Source organism: Bradyrhizobium nivariense (assembly GCF_029846695.2).
Taxonomy (GTDB): domain Bacteria; phylum Pseudomonadota; class Alphaproteobacteria; order Rhizobiales; family Xanthobacteraceae; genus Bradyrhizobium.
In genome coordinates this window covers 140,927-156,970 of the sequence record NZ_JARWCR020000015.1, presented here as the reverse complement: position 1 = coordinate 156,970, position 16,044 = coordinate 140,927, and the positions used below count along the sequence as shown (strand labels likewise).

At 63.8% G+C, this 16,044-nt stretch carries 15 protein-coding genes; 7 read left to right on the top strand and 8 right to left on the bottom strand.

Translation table 11 applies throughout. The annotated features are described in order from the left end of the window. Positions 1 to 183 precede the first annotated feature (183 nt). From QCM77_RS15245 to QCM77_RS15215, 7 genes are all read right to left on the bottom strand, one after another. A complete protein-coding gene (locus tag QCM77_RS15245; RefSeq protein WP_279659758.1) occupies positions 184 to 912 on the bottom strand; it encodes an SDR family NAD(P)-dependent oxidoreductase in 729 nt (242 codons plus the stop codon). A 26-nt stretch (positions 913 to 938) separates the two neighbouring features. Next, the gene (locus QCM77_RS15240) at positions 939 to 2,555 is read right to left on the bottom strand and encodes an ATP-dependent acyl-CoA ligase (protein WP_279684112.1); all 1,617 of its coding nucleotides are present in this window, start codon (positions 2,553 to 2,555) and stop codon (positions 939 to 941) included. Positions 2,556 to 2,562: 7 nt separating this feature from the next. After that, the gene (locus QCM77_RS15235; RefSeq protein WP_279659760.1) at positions 2,563 to 3,039 is read right to left on the bottom strand and encodes an aromatic-ring-hydroxylating dioxygenase subunit beta; all 477 of its coding nucleotides are present in this window, start codon (positions 3,037 to 3,039) and stop codon (positions 2,563 to 2,565) included. Beyond that, positions 3,036 to 4,376 carry an aromatic ring-hydroxylating dioxygenase subunit alpha gene (locus QCM77_RS15230; RefSeq protein ID WP_279684111.1) on the bottom strand — a complete coding sequence of 447 codons (1,341 nt, stop codon included), beginning with the start codon at positions 4,374 to 4,376 and terminating at the stop codon, positions 3,036 to 3,038. The genes QCM77_RS15235 and QCM77_RS15230 overlap by 4 nt, the downstream gene beginning before the upstream one ends. A gap of 18 nt (positions 4,377 to 4,394) precedes the next feature. After that, a complete protein-coding gene (locus QCM77_RS15225; protein ID WP_279684110.1) occupies positions 4,395 to 5,345 on the bottom strand; it encodes a PDR/VanB family oxidoreductase in 951 nt (316 codons plus the stop codon). A 354-nt stretch (positions 5,346 to 5,699) separates the two neighbouring features. Beyond that, on the bottom strand, positions 5,700 to 7,016 hold the full coding sequence (locus QCM77_RS15220; protein WP_279684109.1) for an NAD(P)/FAD-dependent oxidoreductase: 1,317 nt from the start codon (positions 7,014 to 7,016) through the stop codon (positions 5,700 to 5,702). 11 nt (positions 7,017 to 7,027) lie between these two features. Next, a complete protein-coding gene (locus QCM77_RS15215; protein ID WP_279659764.1) occupies positions 7,028 to 7,213 on the bottom strand; it encodes a hypothetical protein in 186 nt (61 codons plus the stop codon). A gap of 306 nt (positions 7,214 to 7,519) precedes the next feature. Between QCM77_RS15215 and QCM77_RS15210 the strand changes: the two genes are divergently transcribed. Continuing rightward, a complete protein-coding gene (locus tag QCM77_RS15210; protein WP_511337197.1) occupies positions 7,520 to 7,657 on the top strand; it encodes a hypothetical protein in 138 nt (45 codons plus the stop codon). Between the two features lie 37 nt (positions 7,658 to 7,694). On the opposite strand, the gene QCM77_RS15205 is transcribed toward QCM77_RS15210, so the two are convergent. Beyond that, positions 7,695 to 8,456 (bottom strand): GntR family transcriptional regulator, encoded by a 762-nt coding sequence (locus tag QCM77_RS15205; protein ID WP_279684107.1) that lies wholly within the window; start codon positions 8,454 to 8,456, stop codon positions 7,695 to 7,697. A gap of 77 nt (positions 8,457 to 8,533) precedes the next feature. On the opposite strand from QCM77_RS15205, the gene QCM77_RS15200 reads away from it, so the two are divergent. Genes QCM77_RS15200 through QCM77_RS15175 form a run of 6 tightly spaced genes read left to right on the top strand, consistent with a single transcriptional unit; the run spans position 8,534 to position 16,012 of the window. Then, complete coding sequence (locus QCM77_RS15200) at positions 8,534 to 9,850, top strand: M20 family metallopeptidase (protein ID WP_279684106.1); 1,317 nt, start codon at positions 8,534 to 8,536, stop codon at positions 9,848 to 9,850. 18 nt (positions 9,851 to 9,868) lie between these two features. Next, the gene (locus QCM77_RS15195; protein WP_279684105.1) at positions 9,869 to 11,416 is read left to right on the top strand and encodes an ABC transporter substrate-binding protein; all 1,548 of its coding nucleotides are present in this window, start codon (positions 9,869 to 9,871) and stop codon (positions 11,414 to 11,416) included. 15 nt (positions 11,417 to 11,431) lie between these two features. Further along, the gene (locus QCM77_RS15190) at positions 11,432 to 12,379 is read left to right on the top strand and encodes an ABC transporter permease (RefSeq protein WP_279659769.1); all 948 of its coding nucleotides are present in this window, start codon (positions 11,432 to 11,434) and stop codon (positions 12,377 to 12,379) included. Next, entirely contained in the window at positions 12,372 to 13,202 is an 831-nt protein-coding gene (locus QCM77_RS15185; protein ID WP_279684104.1) for an ABC transporter permease, read from the top strand. Before QCM77_RS15190 ends, QCM77_RS15185 begins: the two co-directional genes overlap by 8 nt. Then, positions 13,199 to 14,773, top strand: coding sequence for a nickel ABC transporter ATP-binding protein NikE (gene nikE / locus QCM77_RS15180; RefSeq protein ID WP_279684103.1), 1,575 nt, complete (start codon positions 13,199 to 13,201; stop codon positions 14,771 to 14,773). Before QCM77_RS15185 ends, nikE begins: the two co-directional genes overlap by 4 nt. Before the next feature lie 18 nt (positions 14,774 to 14,791). Further along, positions 14,792 to 16,012, top strand: coding sequence for a M20 family metallopeptidase (locus tag QCM77_RS15175; protein WP_279684102.1), 1,221 nt, complete (start codon positions 14,792 to 14,794; stop codon positions 16,010 to 16,012). Positions 16,013 to 16,044: the final 32 nt, after the last annotated feature.

Genomic DNA, 16,044 nt, shown 5'->3' with positions numbered 1-16,044 from the left:
CGCCCCGCCACCACCCCCATCGGCCGCGAAAACGGACCTGCCCACTTCGCGCCCGGCGCCTGAGGTCGTTCAAAAAAGCCCGAAATCGAACTTCACTCCCGCACAAGACATTGCGCAAAGCCCTCGCTTGCGGGAGAGGTGAACGAGCCCGCGGCTGGTTGATTCAGCCTAAAACCATTCCGCTTACGGACCGAGACCCACAAGGCTGGTGCCGCCGCAGACATAGAGCACTTGGCCGGTCACGAAATCCGACCGCTCATCGAGGAAGAACTCGATCGCATGGGCCACATCCTCACGCGAGCCGAGCCGCCCGACCGGCACGTTACGTGCCATCCGCTCCAGTTGCTCGGACCCCTTTGGGATGATGCCCCAAAAATTGTCGGTCAGGATCGGTCCCGGCGCCACGACATTCACGGTGATGCCGCTCGAGGCGAGCTCCAGCGCCCAGGTTCGCGCCATGCCATGCACGCCAGCCTTCGTGGCGGAATAGGCCGAGCGCGTCGCCGCGCCCATGGCGGCACGCGAGCTGACGAAAACGATGCGCCCGAACCGGCGCGACCGCATCCCGTCCATCGCAGCCTGGGTCAGCAGCATCGGCGCACCGAGATGCAGTTGCGCCAGCGTCAGAATGTCCTCCGGCTTCGCATCGGGCAGCAGGTTCGGCAGAATGATGCCTGCGTTGTGCACGAGGCAATCGATGGCATGATCCCGGCAGATCTCCTGCGCGACGGTCCGCGTCTCCTCGATGCTCGTCAGGTCCGCGCGATAGGCCGCGAGCAGATCATGGGTCCAGCCTGGCTTGTCGAGGCCCACCGAGACCACGCGCTGCCCCTTGTCGACAAGCGCCCTGGCGAGCGCCTCTCCAATCCCGGAATTGCCCCCGGTGACGAGCGTGGTGCGGATCTGGCTCATGATTGGTCTCCCCCCAGCAGCATGCGTCAGACCTGCCGTCGCTTGAGGTCGCGGAGATCAAAGAACGCACCTTCCCGCATCAGCTTGGCGACATAGTCCTTGAGCCCGCCGCGCTGGATCTTCTCGGTCGCGGTGAGCGGCAGGCTGTCGGCGAAGCAGATCCAGCCCGGCGCCTTGTAGTAGGCCATCTGTTCCAGGCTCCAGCGGACGATGTCTTCGGCGAGCGCCCGGTCGGCACCGGCCTGCTCGGCGATGATGACCGCTGCAACCTCGTCTCCGCGCACCGGATCGGGCGTCGCCGCAACCGCAGCCTGCCGGATCGCGGGATGGCGGTTGAGGACGGATTCGACCTCGACGGCGGCGATGTTCTCGCCGGATCGGCGGATGACGTTCTTCTTGCGATCGACGAAATGCAGGTCGCCGTCCGCATCGCGCGACACGATATCGCCGGTGTGCAGCCATCCGCCGTCCCACGCCTCGGCGGTGGCTTGCGGGTTCTTCAGGTACTCCCGGAAGAAACCGTAGCGCGGGTCAGCGCCGGCCCGCCGCACCAGCAGCTCGCCCGGCGTCCCGACCGGCGCGTCATGTCCGCTATCATCGACGATACGAACGTCAACCTCGGGGGCCGGGCGTCCGAAACAGCTCGTGCCGATCTTGCGCGGCTCGACATTGGCGGCGATCACGCCGCCGCTTCCCGTCTCGGTCATGGCCCAGGCTTCAATCAGCGGAAAGCCGAAGCGCTGCTCGAACGGCGCGTGCAGGAGCTTGTCGACGCCGGCGCCAAATCCAAACCGCACGGTATGGGCCTTGTCCTGCTCGGATGCCGGCGCGCTCATCAGCATCGAGGGCATGACGCCGAGATAGTGCAGGCAGCTGGCGCGGCTGTCCCGCACCGACTGCCACCAGCTGCGCGGATGGAAGCGATCGAGCATGGTCAGGCTGCCGCCGACCGACAGCATCGCCATCAGCGACACCGCCATCGCGTTCATGTGGAACAGCGGCAGCGGCGTGATCATGCGCTCGCCGTCTGGCTTGAGATCGATCAGACCGCCGACGTTGCGATACCAGTTTCCGGAATGCAGGAAGTACTCGTTCGTCAGCACACAGCCCTTGGGCTGCCCGGTCGTCCCCGACGTGTAGAGCAGCGCGCATTCGGTCGTGCCATCGCCCGCGGTCGCCGGCCGTGCGTCGCCGAGCGGCGCGGGAATGTCGTCGCCGTCGGTCACGACCGGGATCGGCCTGCCGGCCTGGCGGGCTGCCATCTCGACCTCGCCGCGCCGCTCGGCGAGCACGAACGCCGCGTTCATCTCGGAATGCGCGATGATGTATTCGAGCTCGCTCATCCGCAAATCCGGATTGATCGGCACGACGGAGACACCGAGCGCGTTCAGCGCGAACCACAGCTCGACAAACGCCGGCCGATTCTGGAGCAACAGCCCGACCCGGTGGCCGTCGCCATAGCCGCGACTGGCGAACGCCGCCCGCCGGTGCTCGACCCGATCGTACATGGTGCGGTAGGAGATTTCGCCGGGCGTGATGCCATAGATGTCAGCCGTCTCCCTCAGAACATTGAGGAAGCTCGCCTGCCCTCGGCGGAGGGCAGTTTCCCGGAAACACTCGTAGACGGTGGTGGCTGCGGTCAAGATCGTCTCACATGAAGAGCTGGATGTTGCCGAACGGCGCGTCGAAATTGACGAGATCGACGCGCTTGAGCTTGATCTTCAGGGCATCGCCGACCCGGACGAAATCGTGCGACGCCCATCCCGAATAACGCTCCAGCATGTCGCCGCGCGTCTCGGTGTAGATGTAGGAGGTCCGCGCCTTGAACACGCCAGCCGCAGCGTCGTACGCGACGATGCGTGGCGCCTGCAGCAGGTGATGGCAGCGGCTCTTCGGCTTCTGGCTGAAGGTGCGCTCGCCTGACAGTCGCTCGACCCGCACCTTCAGCAGCAACAGGTCCTCGTACATCAGCGACGGCTGGAGCACCGGGTCCTGCTGCTGCCATTCCAGTGGCATCCAGTAGCGCCCCTCCGGATGAAACAGATCAAGCCAGGCCTGCCATTGCATCGTGTCGAGGAGCTCGGCTTCCCGATAGATGACGTCCGTGATGGCTTTCTCGTTGATCATTCCGCGGCCTCGACATGCTTGTCCATGTCCATGGTCATGAATTTCGCCCAGGCATGAAACTGGTTTCGCATCTGGCGCTCAGAGGTGCCGTTAATGACGGCAGTCGTGTCCGATTGCTCGCCGGCCTCATAGAGCCGCCGCAAATTGACCCAGTGATTGCCGTTGGACTTCAGCCCTTCCTGCGCCCGCTCATACATCTCAAGGTCGTCGTGGCCGACGATCGAGGTCGGCGCGTTGATGAAGCGGTTGTACATCAACGCGCGCTCGTAGAGCTTGTCGGGCGCGCCGACGAGACGATACACCCAGCTTTCGACCAGCGTCCTGTCGACGGCGATCGGAATGAAATTGCGCAGGATCTGGACCGCACCCTTGACCATGATGTTCGGGAAATAGACCGTGTTGTGCCTGACCTCGCCGAGAATCTCGTGCGCCCGCTTTTCACCATGGGCCGCGACCATCTGGCCGAGATAGCCTTCGATGTCCGAATAGTTCGAATGGATCGAGTTAGCCACGCCCGTGTGGCCATGGCCGTTCGGCCAGATCCTGATGCCGCTTTGCTCGTAGAACTCGTACGGGCTCATGAAGGGACCGTAGAGCTGCACCGCCATCGGCGTCTCCGTGGAATCGCCCTGCTCGCGCTTCCAGACCTTGACCGCAGTGCCGGCCGAGCTCTCATGCGCCACCATCGGATGGCAGGTGTCGGTCTGGTTCTCGACCAGCATCTTCCAGTTGCAGGTATGCATGTAGCGGATCGGCGTCGCGACGACGGCGAGCTTTCCCTCCGGCGAGCGATCGACCATGTTGTCGATCGTCGAGAGGCTTTCGCCGAAATACTCTTCGAAGGACACGCCGTTGTCGTTCAGTCGCGCGAAAATGAAATCGCGATAGATCACGACATTCCCGACTTTCGACAGCCCCTCATTCGCCTGCGTGTCGCCGAAGCCCGTCCCCTCATAACCCTTCTTCAGGGGAATCGCGAGCAGCGAGCCGTCGGTCTTGAACGACCAGGCGTGATAGGGACAGCGGAAGAACTTTCCGGTATTGCCGCAGGGCTCGGAGGCGACCTTCACGCCCTTGTGCGGGCAGCGGTTGTAGAAGACGTGGATGGAGCCGTCGGTGTGGCGGCTCGCCATCACCGGCTGGCGACCGATATTGGCCGTGATGAAATCGCCGGGTTTCGATAGCTGGCTCGCATGCCCGACATAGACCCAGCTATTCGGGAACAGGTGCTCCATCTCGAGCTCGAAGACCTCGGGGTCGACATAGACGTCGCGATGCACCTCGGCGTCGCGCACCAGCGCCGCAATCGCGTGTGCCTTCCTCCCATATTTCGTCATGGCGCCCCTTGCCTCCCGTCAGAGATCCAACACTAGCCGTTGCGATTTCGCGCGTGACACGCAGATCTGCATGATCTTGTTCGACGCCTTCTCGTCTTCGCTGAGAATGACGTCGCGATGGTCGGGCGTGCCCGAGATCACGCCACACTGGCAGATGCCGCAATCGCCGCGCTGGCAGTCGTAGAGCACGTCGAGACCCGCAGCCTCCAGCGCCTGGATGATGGTCTGCCCGGCTGTGACGGTGACGACCTGCCCGGTCGATTTGAGCTCGACCTCGAACGGCTTGTCGGGCGAGGATGGCTGCTCCGCCTTGAAGAGCTCGTAGTGGATGCGGTCCGCCGGGACGCCCGCGGCAAGGGCGGCCGCCTTCACCGCTTCGATCAACCCCGCCGGACCGCAGATATAGATGTGGGAATTTGCGGCCGCATCACCGAGCGCCGCTGCAATGTCCAGACGGGACGCGTCGTCGTCGCAGTGGATGGACAGATCCTTGGCGCAAATCGCCTGAAGATGCGGCAGGAACGCCAATAGTCCTTGTGTGCGGCCCGCGTAGTGCAGGCGAAACGGATTTGCGCGGGCCGTCAGCTCCGCCGCCATCGACAGGATCGGCGTAACGCCGATGCCGCCGGCAAACAACAGCGCGGGCGCTGTCCCCTCATGCAGGTGAAAATTGTTCACCGGCATGCTTGCCTTGACGACATCGCCGATTTTCAGCGCGTGCATGAACTGCGAGCCGCCAGTCGAAACCTCCTCGCGCAGCACCCCCAGCGCCAGCGCACCCTCGGGGTGGCCCGGGAGGGTCATCAGCGAGTACGGCCGGTCTCCTCCATTCGGGAGCGCCACGCGGATATGTGCGCCGGCCTGCCATCGCGGTACGACGCCGTCCTCCACACCAAGCACAAGGCTCCGTATGAACGGTGTCTCCGCGGCATACGACCTCACCTTGAGCTTGAGCGGATGCGCGTCCATTCAGGCATCTCACAAGTTATATGAATTTGCATATTTTTAGACATGTAATAATTGGCTGTCAATCGTCAGTAGGAGGACAGGCTCGGATTGCCGTCCGAGGCACGCCGCATTGCTGCAGGAAGCACCGTCAGTCACGCGTGCTGTAACGCGTACTATCCAGGTCCGGATTTGGGCGCGGATGGTCCAACAGCTCAATAGACGGTGAACGGCCGGCTCAAATCAGACGAGCCGCCGGGCGCCGCCTCGGATGCGCCGGGCGGGAGCCTGGCGAGATAGTCCGAGATAGTCGAGGTCGCGGCTAAGGCTGGAGACAGAAGCGGCCAACTTGATCCTGTTTGGCATGGGTGCGGAAAATCAGGCGGCTCTCTTCAGGCGCTTGAAGCGCTCCATCCGGAACGGGGCAGGATCGACACAGGGGGGCGATCCGGTCACCAGATCAGCCATCAGCGCGCCCGCGCCAGGGCCAATACCAAAACCGTGACCGGAGAAACCTGTCGCGAGATAGAAGCCCGGAACGGAGCTGACCGGCGCGATCACCGGTACAGCATCGGGCGTAACGTCCATGAGACCAGCCCATATCTTGGTGATCTTTGCGTCGCCAAACGCTGGGAAGGCCTCGCGCAGATGGCTGACGCCGCCCTGAACGAAGCGCCGCGACGGATCTGGATCGAGAATGCGGACCTGTTCGAAGGGCGTAACCTCGTCGCTATTCCAGCGTCGAGCCATCGACAACTCACGAAAGAACTGGCCGCCGATGCGAAGCGTCAGTTCATTCCAGCTCTTGATCAGCGTCGGCGTATAGTCGCAGAACAAGCGGAAGCTGTCCGGCGTGATCGGGGCGATGTTTGCGTTGCGTTGAGCGACGGTAAAGCCGCCGTCCATACGGCGACGGAAAGCGAAGTTGCCTGCACCGACGGCAAAATTCGGCACGCCGTCGACCGAGGACAGGCGGACGACGCTGCCAAGGATCTTCAGGACGGGAAGATCGATGCCCAGATTGCCGGCGAAGAGGCGCGACCAGGCTCCTCCCGCCAGAACCACGGACGAACAGCGGATCTCACCGCGTTCGGTCACGCAACCGCTGACCCGGCCCGCCGATCGCTCGATGGAACGGACCGCACAATTGGTGAGGATATGCGCGCCCTTGGCGGCCGCTCCTCGCGCAATCGCCGAAGCCGCGATGAACGGCTCGGCCTTGCCATCGCTCGCCGTGTGCAACGCCGCGCGGAACGGCTTCGCCGCACCGGGAATCAGGGTCTTTAGCGCCTCGCCACTCACAAGGCGGGAATCGAGACCAAGCGGAGTGGCGTGCTTCAACCACGCTTCATACGTCGCAACGTCGGCATCGGTGTCGCAGAGATAGGCGATGCCGGCCTGTCGAAAACCCGTTTCACCGTCGATGCGCGCGTTCATGCCGCGCCAGAGCCGAAGACTCTCGATGGCAAGCGGTAACTCGGCCGGGTCGCGCCCCATCTGGCGCACCCAGCCCCAGTTTCGCGACGATTGCTCCGCCGCGATCAATCCCTTCTCGCATAAGGCAACGCTGACGCCGCGCTCAACCAGCGAGAGCGCCGTCGATACGCCAATGATGCCTCCACCGATAACGACGACGTCCACCTTCGCGGGCAGCTCCTGCGGCGTGACGACGAGGTCGGGAATTATTCTGGACAAATTGTTCTCCTTCAAGACGAGCGCATGGAAGGCATGCGGATCAGATAGCCATAGGGCGCGTAGTCATTCGTCACGCCGACGACGAGCTTGACGCGCGCCTTGACGTTCTCAAGCGTGCCCGCGAGGGCGGCGCTACCAACAAGGAAGGCAGCCAACGCAAGCGCGGAAGCGCCCATGATCCTTTTGAAGCCTGTCATCCTGTTTCTCTGGAAAAATCACGGCCCTCCGGCGCTGTTACGGCAGCGCCGCGTCGGCCACCAGCTTTTGCGAATGCGGAAATCAGGTCGCTCAAAAAACGTGCACCATTCTCAAGCGACCTAATTTTCGTCATTGGAGACACATCTTTCTCAATGTACAAGTTGCGAAGGTCTCTTTTTTCATAATGTGAGATTCGATGTCGGCGATCGCCCAACCGCCGTCCGGTGGAGCCTAAAGCACGATCCGGAAAAGTGCGAAGCGGTTTTCCGAAAAGCGAGCTCATTCCCGGCATCGCCGGAGTTGGATTGCCGATCATGACGCCGGGCGAAAAGCCGGGCGCCGCGCTCAGTTTCACGCTGCTCTGCGCGAAACTGAGGCCAAGCGTCCTCAAACACTACGGCGCCCTCCTGAAGGAGGAAATCGACGCAATCGTCGGTCAGTAGGAAGGATCAGGGGCGCGCGGCACCGGCTCGAAACAGGCTAACGGATCTCGTTCACGTAGTGATGATGCGCAGTCGTGGCGCGGTGCTCGCTCAGGAGCGCAAGCGTACCTGCTTGATCGTACGCCTCCTCCCGGATCACCAGAACGGCGTTCGGCGAAGCCAGCGCAAGTAGACGCCGATCCTCCTTGTCGGCGAGCTCTGCCAGGAGCTTCTCGCGGATCGCTGCAATACGAATGCCGTAGACGTCGAGCAGATGAAGGTAGAGCAGCGCAGGCACCTTCGCCGCCTTGTGCGGGAAATCGGGCACGCGGCGCGCAATGAGCCGTATTCGCGAATGCATCACCGGCACGCGTCCAACACGTCGGATGCGATGAAGACAGAGCAGCGGCTCACCAACGGCTTCCGTGAAGAGCACCGCCTCCTCTGCATCTGCCGGCCGCAACACCACGGACAAGACTTCGGGCGCGGAACGCTCGAGGCTGCCGTCTTCGCCGTGAAGTCGGAAATACTGGAAGAAAAAGCGCAGACTGTGTTGCGGTGCGCGGCCGGTCACGACCGTCCCGGTCTTGCGCCGGCGCACCAGCATGCCGTCGGCCGTCAGGTCGGCGAGCGCCCGGCGGATGGTGCCGACCGCAACTCCGTATCGCGCAGCAAGAGCAACCTCACCGGGAAGCACCGTGCCCGGAGACAGTTCACCCACCAGGATCGCCTCGGCGATCTGCCGCTTGACGTGCTCGTACAACGGAACCGGCAGGCTAGATGGGCCGCTCGCCGCTACTTTTGCCTGTTTACCGGTCACGCCTGCCTCATTCTTTGGAATTGACAGCCATCGGCTTCGCCTATTTCTTTATAGAATATAGAAATGAGCCGCCGCAAATGGTTTCTCTATCGCCTAGCCCAGGACAGGCCGGCTCGACGCTGGCCGATGGTTTCGCCGAGATCGAGCGCACAGCCGAGCGTGCGATCGACGATCTTGCGCGGATGGTGGCAATCGATACGACTTTCCCGCCCGGCGCGGGATACGAGGCGTTTGCCGGCTTGATGGAGGGCGCTGTTGCGGCGCTCGGCCTGGACTGCCAACGCGTCGATGTCCCCGAACATTTGTGGCGCGTGGCGGACGGCCCGGCGCAAGGGCGCAGAACCAATCTCATCGCGCGCCGCCGCTCGGACAAGCCGGTGCTCGGGCTGTATTTTCATGTCGACACCGTGCCGGCAGCGCCCGGCTGGACCGCCAATCCGTTCCAGTTGACGCGCGACGGCGATCGCCTGATCGGCCTCGGCGCCGCCGACATGAAGGGCACCATCGCGGCCGTGCTGCTCGCGCTGCGCGCCGCCGACACGATCGGCCTTCCACTCGGCTACGACCCGATGCTGCTGCTTTGCACCGACGAGGAAGGCGGACTTTATCCCGGCGTGCGCCATCTGGCGGAGCAAGGTTTGCTCGAAGGCCATATTCTCAACTTCAATGGCGCCGCGGCGCCGCGCATCTGGGCCGGCTGCTTTGGCCTCTTCACGCTTCTGCTGCGCGTCCGCGGCAGGACAGTTCACGCAAGCGAAGCCAGGACCGCGGGCTTAGGCGCCAACGCTGTCGAGGTCGCGTTGCCGATCCTCAATGCGCTCGCAGCATTGAAACCAACAATCGCCGCGCGGACGTCCGCCCTGCCTGCGCCGCCGCACGCGACGCATCCGCTCGCAGCCCAGCTTGATATTTCCGCAGCCCATGGCGGCCAATGCGGTGGCCAGATTCCATCGCTCTTTGAAGTTCTCGCCTGTCGGCGCTATGCGCCCGAGGAAGACTTTCAGGCCGCGCGTGCCGAAATCGAGAACGCCGTGCTTGCGGCGGCCCCCGGAGCTGACGTCGAATTGGTTCTCACCGGCCACCTGATGCCGACGTCCGATCCGACAGGCCCGCACTGGCCGCGCTGGCAGGAGGCGCTGTCGGCCGGGTTCGGATACGCACCGGACGATTTCGCCAAATGGGGGGCGACGAGCTGTTCTGATTTCGGCTGGGTGCAACAGACCGGAATGCAGGAGATCCTGCTGACCGGCCTGGTCCGGCCGGAAAGCCGCGTTCACGCGCCCGGCGAATTCACCACGCTCGCCGACATCGTCGCGCTGGCGAAATCGGTCCTTGCCTATCTGTCCGCCGAATTCCGTCCCGCCCTGTCTCCCGAAACACTCGCCGCCCGCTAACTCAAGGAGCACGCATCTATGCTGTCCGTCAGTCGCCGTCTTTTCCTTGCGGGAACCGCGATCGGCCTCGCCGACCTGCCCAGGATCGCCTTCGCCGAAGCTCCGAAGCGCGGCGGCGTGCTCCGGATGTCGGTCGACCAGGCCGCATCGGTCATCCATCCGATGCTGGCGCGGGTGAACCCGGAATATCTTGTCACCGAACTGCTCTACTCCAACCTCACCCGGCTGAAGCCGGACATGACCGTCGAGCCGGACCTCGCGATGTCCTGGGAACCGAATGCGACGCTGACCGAGTGGACTTTCAAGCTGCGCCCGGGCGTGACGTTTCATGACGGTTCGCCACTGACCGCCGACGACGTTGTCGCCACCATCAACGCCCTCCTCGATCCGAAGACCGCCTCCCCCGGCCGGACCAATGTCGGACCGATCAAGGAAGTCGCCGTGATCGATCCGCTGACTGTCAAGTTTACGCTCACAGGCGCCTATGCCGACCTTCCGGTGGCGCTCACCTACCTCAACGCGCGCATCGTTCCGGCCAAGGTCATCGCCGGCGATCTCGCGAGCCTTTCGACCAGCGCCAACGGCACCGGCCCATTCAAGCTGGCAACCTACGAGCCCGATCGCCGGATCGTCGTCGAACGTAACCCCGCTTACTATGATCCGGCGCGGCCCTACCTCGACCGCATCGAACTGCTCGTCTATCCGGACCGCACCGCCGAGGCGTCAGCAATGATTTCCGGTGAGATCGATGTGCTGCTCACGACCACGCCGGGTGAATATGAGCGCCTCGCCAAGGCCGATGGCGTCAAGGCCCTGCGCACCCCATCCGGCCAGTTCCTGAATATCAACCTCGGATGCGACCAGAAGCCGTTCAACGACGTGCGCGTTCGCCAGGCCCTCGCATTGGCGGTCGATCGCGAGGCAACCGTGGGCTTCGTCGCGGGCGGCTATGGCACGCCGGGCAACGACACGCCGTTGAGTTCCGCCTACCACTTCTACAAGAACATTCCGCTGAAGAAGCCCGACATCGCCAAGGCGAAGAAGCTGCTGGCCGACGCGGGCTATCCCAACGGCATCGATTTGACGCTGGTCGCTTCCGACAAGCCGTCAACCCGCACGCAGCTCGGCGTCGCGGTCCGCGAGATGGCAGCCGCAGCCGGCTTCCGTATCAATTTGCAGACCATGCCGCATGCCACCTATCTCGACCAGGTCTGGAAGAAAGGCAATTTCTACGTCGGCTTCTACAACATGCAGCCGACCGCCGACGCCATTTTCAACCTGCTCTACACGTCGAACGCGGCCTGGAACGAGACCCGCTGGAACAACGCGGACTTCGACGCCGTCATCAATGCAGCCCGCGTCGAGACCGATGAAACGAAGCGCACGGCACTCTACGCCAAGGCACAGGACATGATGAACGCCGACGTCCCCTCGGTGATTTCGGCATTCTTCGACCTGCTCGCGGCGCAACGCTCCTACGTCGACGGCTACGCGCTGCACCCGCGCGGATCGGTATTCCGCCTCGACATGGTCTCGCTCGGCGCCGGCGCGCCGAGGCGCGCCTGAGACCGGAGGCACTCGGTGACGCTGGCCTGGTGTGCGCGCCGTTTGATGCTGATGGTCTACACCGTCATCGTGGTCTCGATGCTGGTGTTCGCCATCACGCAGATTTTGCCGGCGGACGCCGCCCAGTCGCTGCTCGGGGAAAACGCGACGCCCGAAGTACTGGCCGCCCTCAGGGCAAGGCTCGGGCTCGGCGATCCGGCCTGGCTGCAATATGCGCGCTGGGCCCGCCACGTCTTCACCGGCGATTTCGGCATCTCGATGCGCACGAGCCTGCCGGTCGGCCCGGAAATGCTGGCGGCGCTGTCGCGCTCGCTCCTGCTTGCCGTGTCGGCCATCCTGGTCACGCTGGCTGTTGCCGTCCCGCTCGGCGTGGTGGCGGCGCTGCGGCAAGGCAGGCTCACCGACACGGGCGTCAGCCTCATTGCCTATCTCGGGGTCTCGCTGCCGGAATTCGTCACCGCGACGCTGCTTGCCCTTCTGCTGGCAGATACATGGCATTGGCTGCCGGCGACCGGCTACGTCTCTCCACTGGAGGATTTCGGCGGCGGCATCCGTCATCTGGCGCTGCCGGTGCTCACTGTCTCGTTGATCCTTGTCGCGCATGTCATGCGCATGATGCGCTCCGAGACGCTCGACGTGCTAAAATCGGACTATATCCGCGCCGCGCGCTTGAAGGGCCTGCCGGAGCGCACCGTGCTGTTTCGCCACGCCCTGCGCAACGCGCTGTTGCCGGTCGTCACAATCATCGCGCTCGACGTCGGTTACCTGCTCGGCGGCATCATCGTTATCGAGGAGATATTCGCCATTCCCGGCATCGGGCGGGCGCTGATGGTCGCCATCACCACGCGTGACCTGCCGTCGATCCAGGCGGGCGCGTTGATCATGGCCGCGACCTATGCCGTCACCAACACATTCGCCGACATGGCCTATGCGTTTCTCGACCGGCGGATCCGCTATGACTGAGCTGTTCATCCGCCTGATGCGAAAACCACAGGGTTGTGTCGGCGTCGTGCTCCTGGCGCTGATCGCGGCCGCCTGCCTGTTCGGACCCGCATTGGCGCCCTATGCGCCGGAAAAGATCGATTTTCTCGGCCGGTTTCGCGCACCCGGCTGGCAGAACTGGCTTGGTGCTGATCAATTCGGCCGCGACATCCTGAGCCGCCTGATGGTCGGCGCGCGTTCGACCGTGCCGCTCGCTTTCATCGCCACCCTCGTCGGCAGCGCAGCCGGAGCGATCATCGGCGTCGGCTCGGCCTATCTCGGCGGACGGACCGATGAGGCCATCATGCGCACCAACGACGCCGTGATGGCGATCCCAGGTCTTCTGATGGCCCTGTTGCTGGTCTCAACGCTCGGCAACGGCGCCGGCAATGCCGTCATTGCCATCGCGGTGGCCTTTGCGCCGGGCATGGCGCGGGTGACCCGCTCGGCCGCGCTCAACGTACGCAATCAGGACTATGTCAAAGCCGCCATCGCGCGTGGTGAGGGAGCGCGCTGGATCATCTTCCGCGAGATGTTGCCGAACGTCATGGCGCCGATCGTGATCGAATCCACCATCCGCGTGTCCTTCGCCGTCATGCTGTTCGCAACGCTGAGCTTTCTCGGCGTCGGCGCCCAGCCGCCCGCATCCGAATGGGGGCTCATGGTGGCGGACGCGCGCCAATACATGCATCAGGCACCATGGGGATTGATCGCGCCCTCGGCCGCGATCGCACTCACCGCCATTGCCTTCAACCTGGTCGGCGATGGTCTTCGCGATGCCCTCAATCCGAAGGACGAGCGGTGACCTCCATACTTTCGATCCAGAATTATACGCTCGACTACATCACGACCGCCGGGCCGGTGCGCGTACTGCACGACATCTCGCTGCAGATCGCGCCGGGCGAGGTGCTGGGCCTCGTCGGCGAATCCGGGTCAGGCAAGAGCTCGCTTGCGTGGGCGCTGATGCGCCATCTACCCGACAACGCTCGCGAAGTCGCAGGCTCGCTGCAGCTGGGCGATGTCGACCTTCAGCGCCTGAGCCCGCGCGAGCTGACCAAGATCCGAGGACGCCGTCTCGGGATGGTGTTTCAGGATCCCTCGACATCGCTCAATCCGACGCTCACCGTCGGAACGCAAATCACGGAAGCTCTGATACGACATCGGAGCCTCGAGCCGCGCGACGCCAGTTCGCTCGCGATCGAGCTGCTCGGTCACGTCGATCTCAACAATCCCGCTGCGGTCATGCGGCGTTATCCGCATGAAATCTCCGGCGGAGAAAAACAGCGCGTCGTCATTGCTACCGCCTTTGGCTGCCGACCCGACGTCATTCTCTTCGATGAGCCGACCACGGCACTCGACGTCATCACCGGCGCGCGCATCCTCGAGTTGTTCGCGCGACTACGCCGGGAGACGGGCGTTGCCGCGCTCTATATTTCCCACGATCTCGCACTTGTGACGCGCGTCGCCGACCGGGTCGCGGTCCTGGAGCGCGGCCGCCTGGTCGAACAAGCGCCGGCGGCCGACATCTTCCGCGCGCCGCGCCATGCCAAAACGCGCGTACTTGTGGACGCCGTGCCGAGACCGGAACGCCGCCTTGTCCATGACAAGCCGCGTGACAAGGTCCTTCTCGCGGCCTCCGAGATCGAAGTCCAATATGGCGGCGGCGGGCTGTTCCGCGACGCGCCGCCGCCGGCCACGAAAAAGATCGGGCTTGAGGTTCGTGGCGGCGAGATCCTCGGTCTCGTCGGCGAATCCGGCTCTGGCAAGTCTTCGATGGCGCGCGCGCTGACCGGGCTTGCACGCTTCTCAGGCACAATCTCCTTCGACGAGCGCGAGATCCACGGCATGCGCGACATGAACGCCGCTTACCGCCGCGACGTGCAGATCATTTTCCAGCATCCGGATTCGTCGCTCAATCCGCGTCATAGGATCGACGAGATCCTGTCGCGTCCTCTCAAGCTCTACGGCGGCCCGCTTGCGGATATTCCCCGCCTGCTCGACCAGGTGCGCCTGCCTGCATCCTACGCCAACCGCTGGCCACATCAGCTTTCAGGCGGCGAGAAGCAACGCATCGCCATCGCGCGAGCTTTCGCCGCGCGGCCGAGACTCGTGATCTGCGACGAGATCACCGCGCCGCTGGACGTCTCCGTGCAGGCCCAGATCATCGAACTGCTGTTGACGCTGCGGGAGGAGACTGGAACCGCCTTTCTTTTCATCACCCACGATCTCAACCTTATCCGTCAGATCGCTCACCGCATCGCGGTGATGCGCCGGGGTGAAGTGGTCGATCTTCTGCCCGTCGAAGATTTCGATGCAGACCACGTTCATCCCTACACCCGCGAACTGATGGCCGCTTCCCCCGTGCCGGTCGGCTGACGACAAGGATTTCCTTCCATGGATCACAACGCCAAAGCCCTTCTCGCCGGGATCGACGTGCCCGCCGCCCTCGATCTCCTGTCACGCATGGTGCAGCACAAGAGTTACTCCAGGTCGGACGGCGAGAAGCAGCTCGCAGCCTTCATGGCTGGCCGCATGCGCGAGATCGGTCTCGAGAGCGAGCTCGCAGCCTTCGGCAGTGAGGGGCGGGTCAACGCCGTTGGCCGCTGGAAGGGCCGCGGCGGCGGCAAGAGCCTGATGTTCAACGGCCATCTCGACACCAACCCGGTGACCGAGGGCTGGACCGTCGACCCCTGGGCAGGCAAGGTCGACGACGCCTTCATCTACGGCATCGGCGTTTCCAACATGAAGGCCGGCGATGCCGCCTATTTCTGCGCGGTCAAGACGCTGATCGACGCCGGTGTCAAACTCAGAGGCGACGTCATCCTCACCTACGTGGTGGGCGAGCTGCAAGGCGGCGTCGGAACCTACTCGCTCGTCGAGCAAGGGCTTCGCGCCGACTATTTCATCAACTCCGAGCCGACCGATCTGAAAGCCATGACCATGCACGCCGCGGCTTTCATGTTCATCATCGAGCTGACCGGCAATACCCGTCATCTGTCCAAGCGCGAAGAGGCGGTCGATGCGATCACGGCCGCGTGCGACCTCATTCCGCGCCTCAATGCCATGAAATTCTCGGGCGCCCTCTCGCCGGAACATGAGCGGATCAATCGCGTCCATGTCGGCGTCGTCCACGGCGCGCTCGGCCGCGAGCTGCACGAATGGCGCACGCCCCAGGTCGCGGATTTCGTGCGGATCAAGGGCTCGGGCCGCTACGCACCGGGCCAGTCCGAAGCCGGGGCCTTGGCCGACATGCGCCGCGGGCTCGACGCGCTTGAAGCACGGTTTCCCGGCCTCAAGGCTGAGATCATGTCGGAGGACCGCTCCGGCGTTCCAACCATGCCGCCATTCGAAGTGGCACGCACGAGCCCGATCGTCGAGGCCGTTAACCGCGCTTATCGCGCAGTACGCGGAGAAGAGCAGCCGACGGGCGCCGTTGCCCCGAGCTGCTTCTACGGCACCGACGCCGGTCATCTGCACTATTTCGGCGGAATGCAAGGCATCGTCTGCGGCCCCGGCGGCCGCTACAACACGATGCCAGATGAACGGGTCGATATCGTCGACTTCGTCGACATGATTCGCATCTACATGCTGGCCATTTTGGAGATTTGCGGATAGCGGGCGCTCGAACGCGCGCACCTGATCCCACG

What these genes read in the sequence shown, in the direction of transcription:
- QCM77_RS15200 (WP_279684106.1), top strand. Translation starts at nt 8,534, where the DNA reads ATGGTTTCTCTATCGCCTAGCCCAGGACAGGCCGGCTCGACGCTGGCC.
- QCM77_RS15185 (WP_279684104.1), top strand. Translation starts at nt 12,372, where the DNA reads ATGACTGAGCTGTTCATCCGCCTGATGCGAAAACCACAGGGTTGTGTC.
- QCM77_RS15175 (WP_279684102.1), top strand. Translation starts at nt 14,792, where the DNA reads ATGGATCACAACGCCAAAGCCCTTCTCGCCGGGATCGACGTGCCCGCC.
- QCM77_RS15195 (WP_279684105.1), top strand. Translation starts at nt 9,869, where the DNA reads ATGCTGTCCGTCAGTCGCCGTCTTTTCCTTGCGGGAACCGCGATCGGC.
- QCM77_RS15225 (WP_279684110.1), bottom strand. Translation starts at nt 5,345, where the DNA reads ATGGACGCGCATCCGCTCAAGCTCAAGGTGAGGTCGTATGCCGCGGAG.
- QCM77_RS15245 (WP_279659758.1), bottom strand. Translation starts at nt 912, where the DNA reads ATGAGCCAGATCCGCACCACGCTCGTCACCGGGGGCAATTCCGGGATT.
- QCM77_RS15215 (WP_279659764.1), bottom strand. Translation starts at nt 7,213, where the DNA reads ATGACAGGCTTCAAAAGGATCATGGGCGCTTCCGCGCTTGCGTTGGCT.
- QCM77_RS15235 (WP_279659760.1), bottom strand. Translation starts at nt 3,039, where the DNA reads ATGATCAACGAGAAAGCCATCACGGACGTCATCTATCGGGAAGCCGAG.
- QCM77_RS15230 (WP_279684111.1), bottom strand. Translation starts at nt 4,376, where the DNA reads ATGACGAAATATGGGAGGAAGGCACACGCGATTGCGGCGCTGGTGCGC.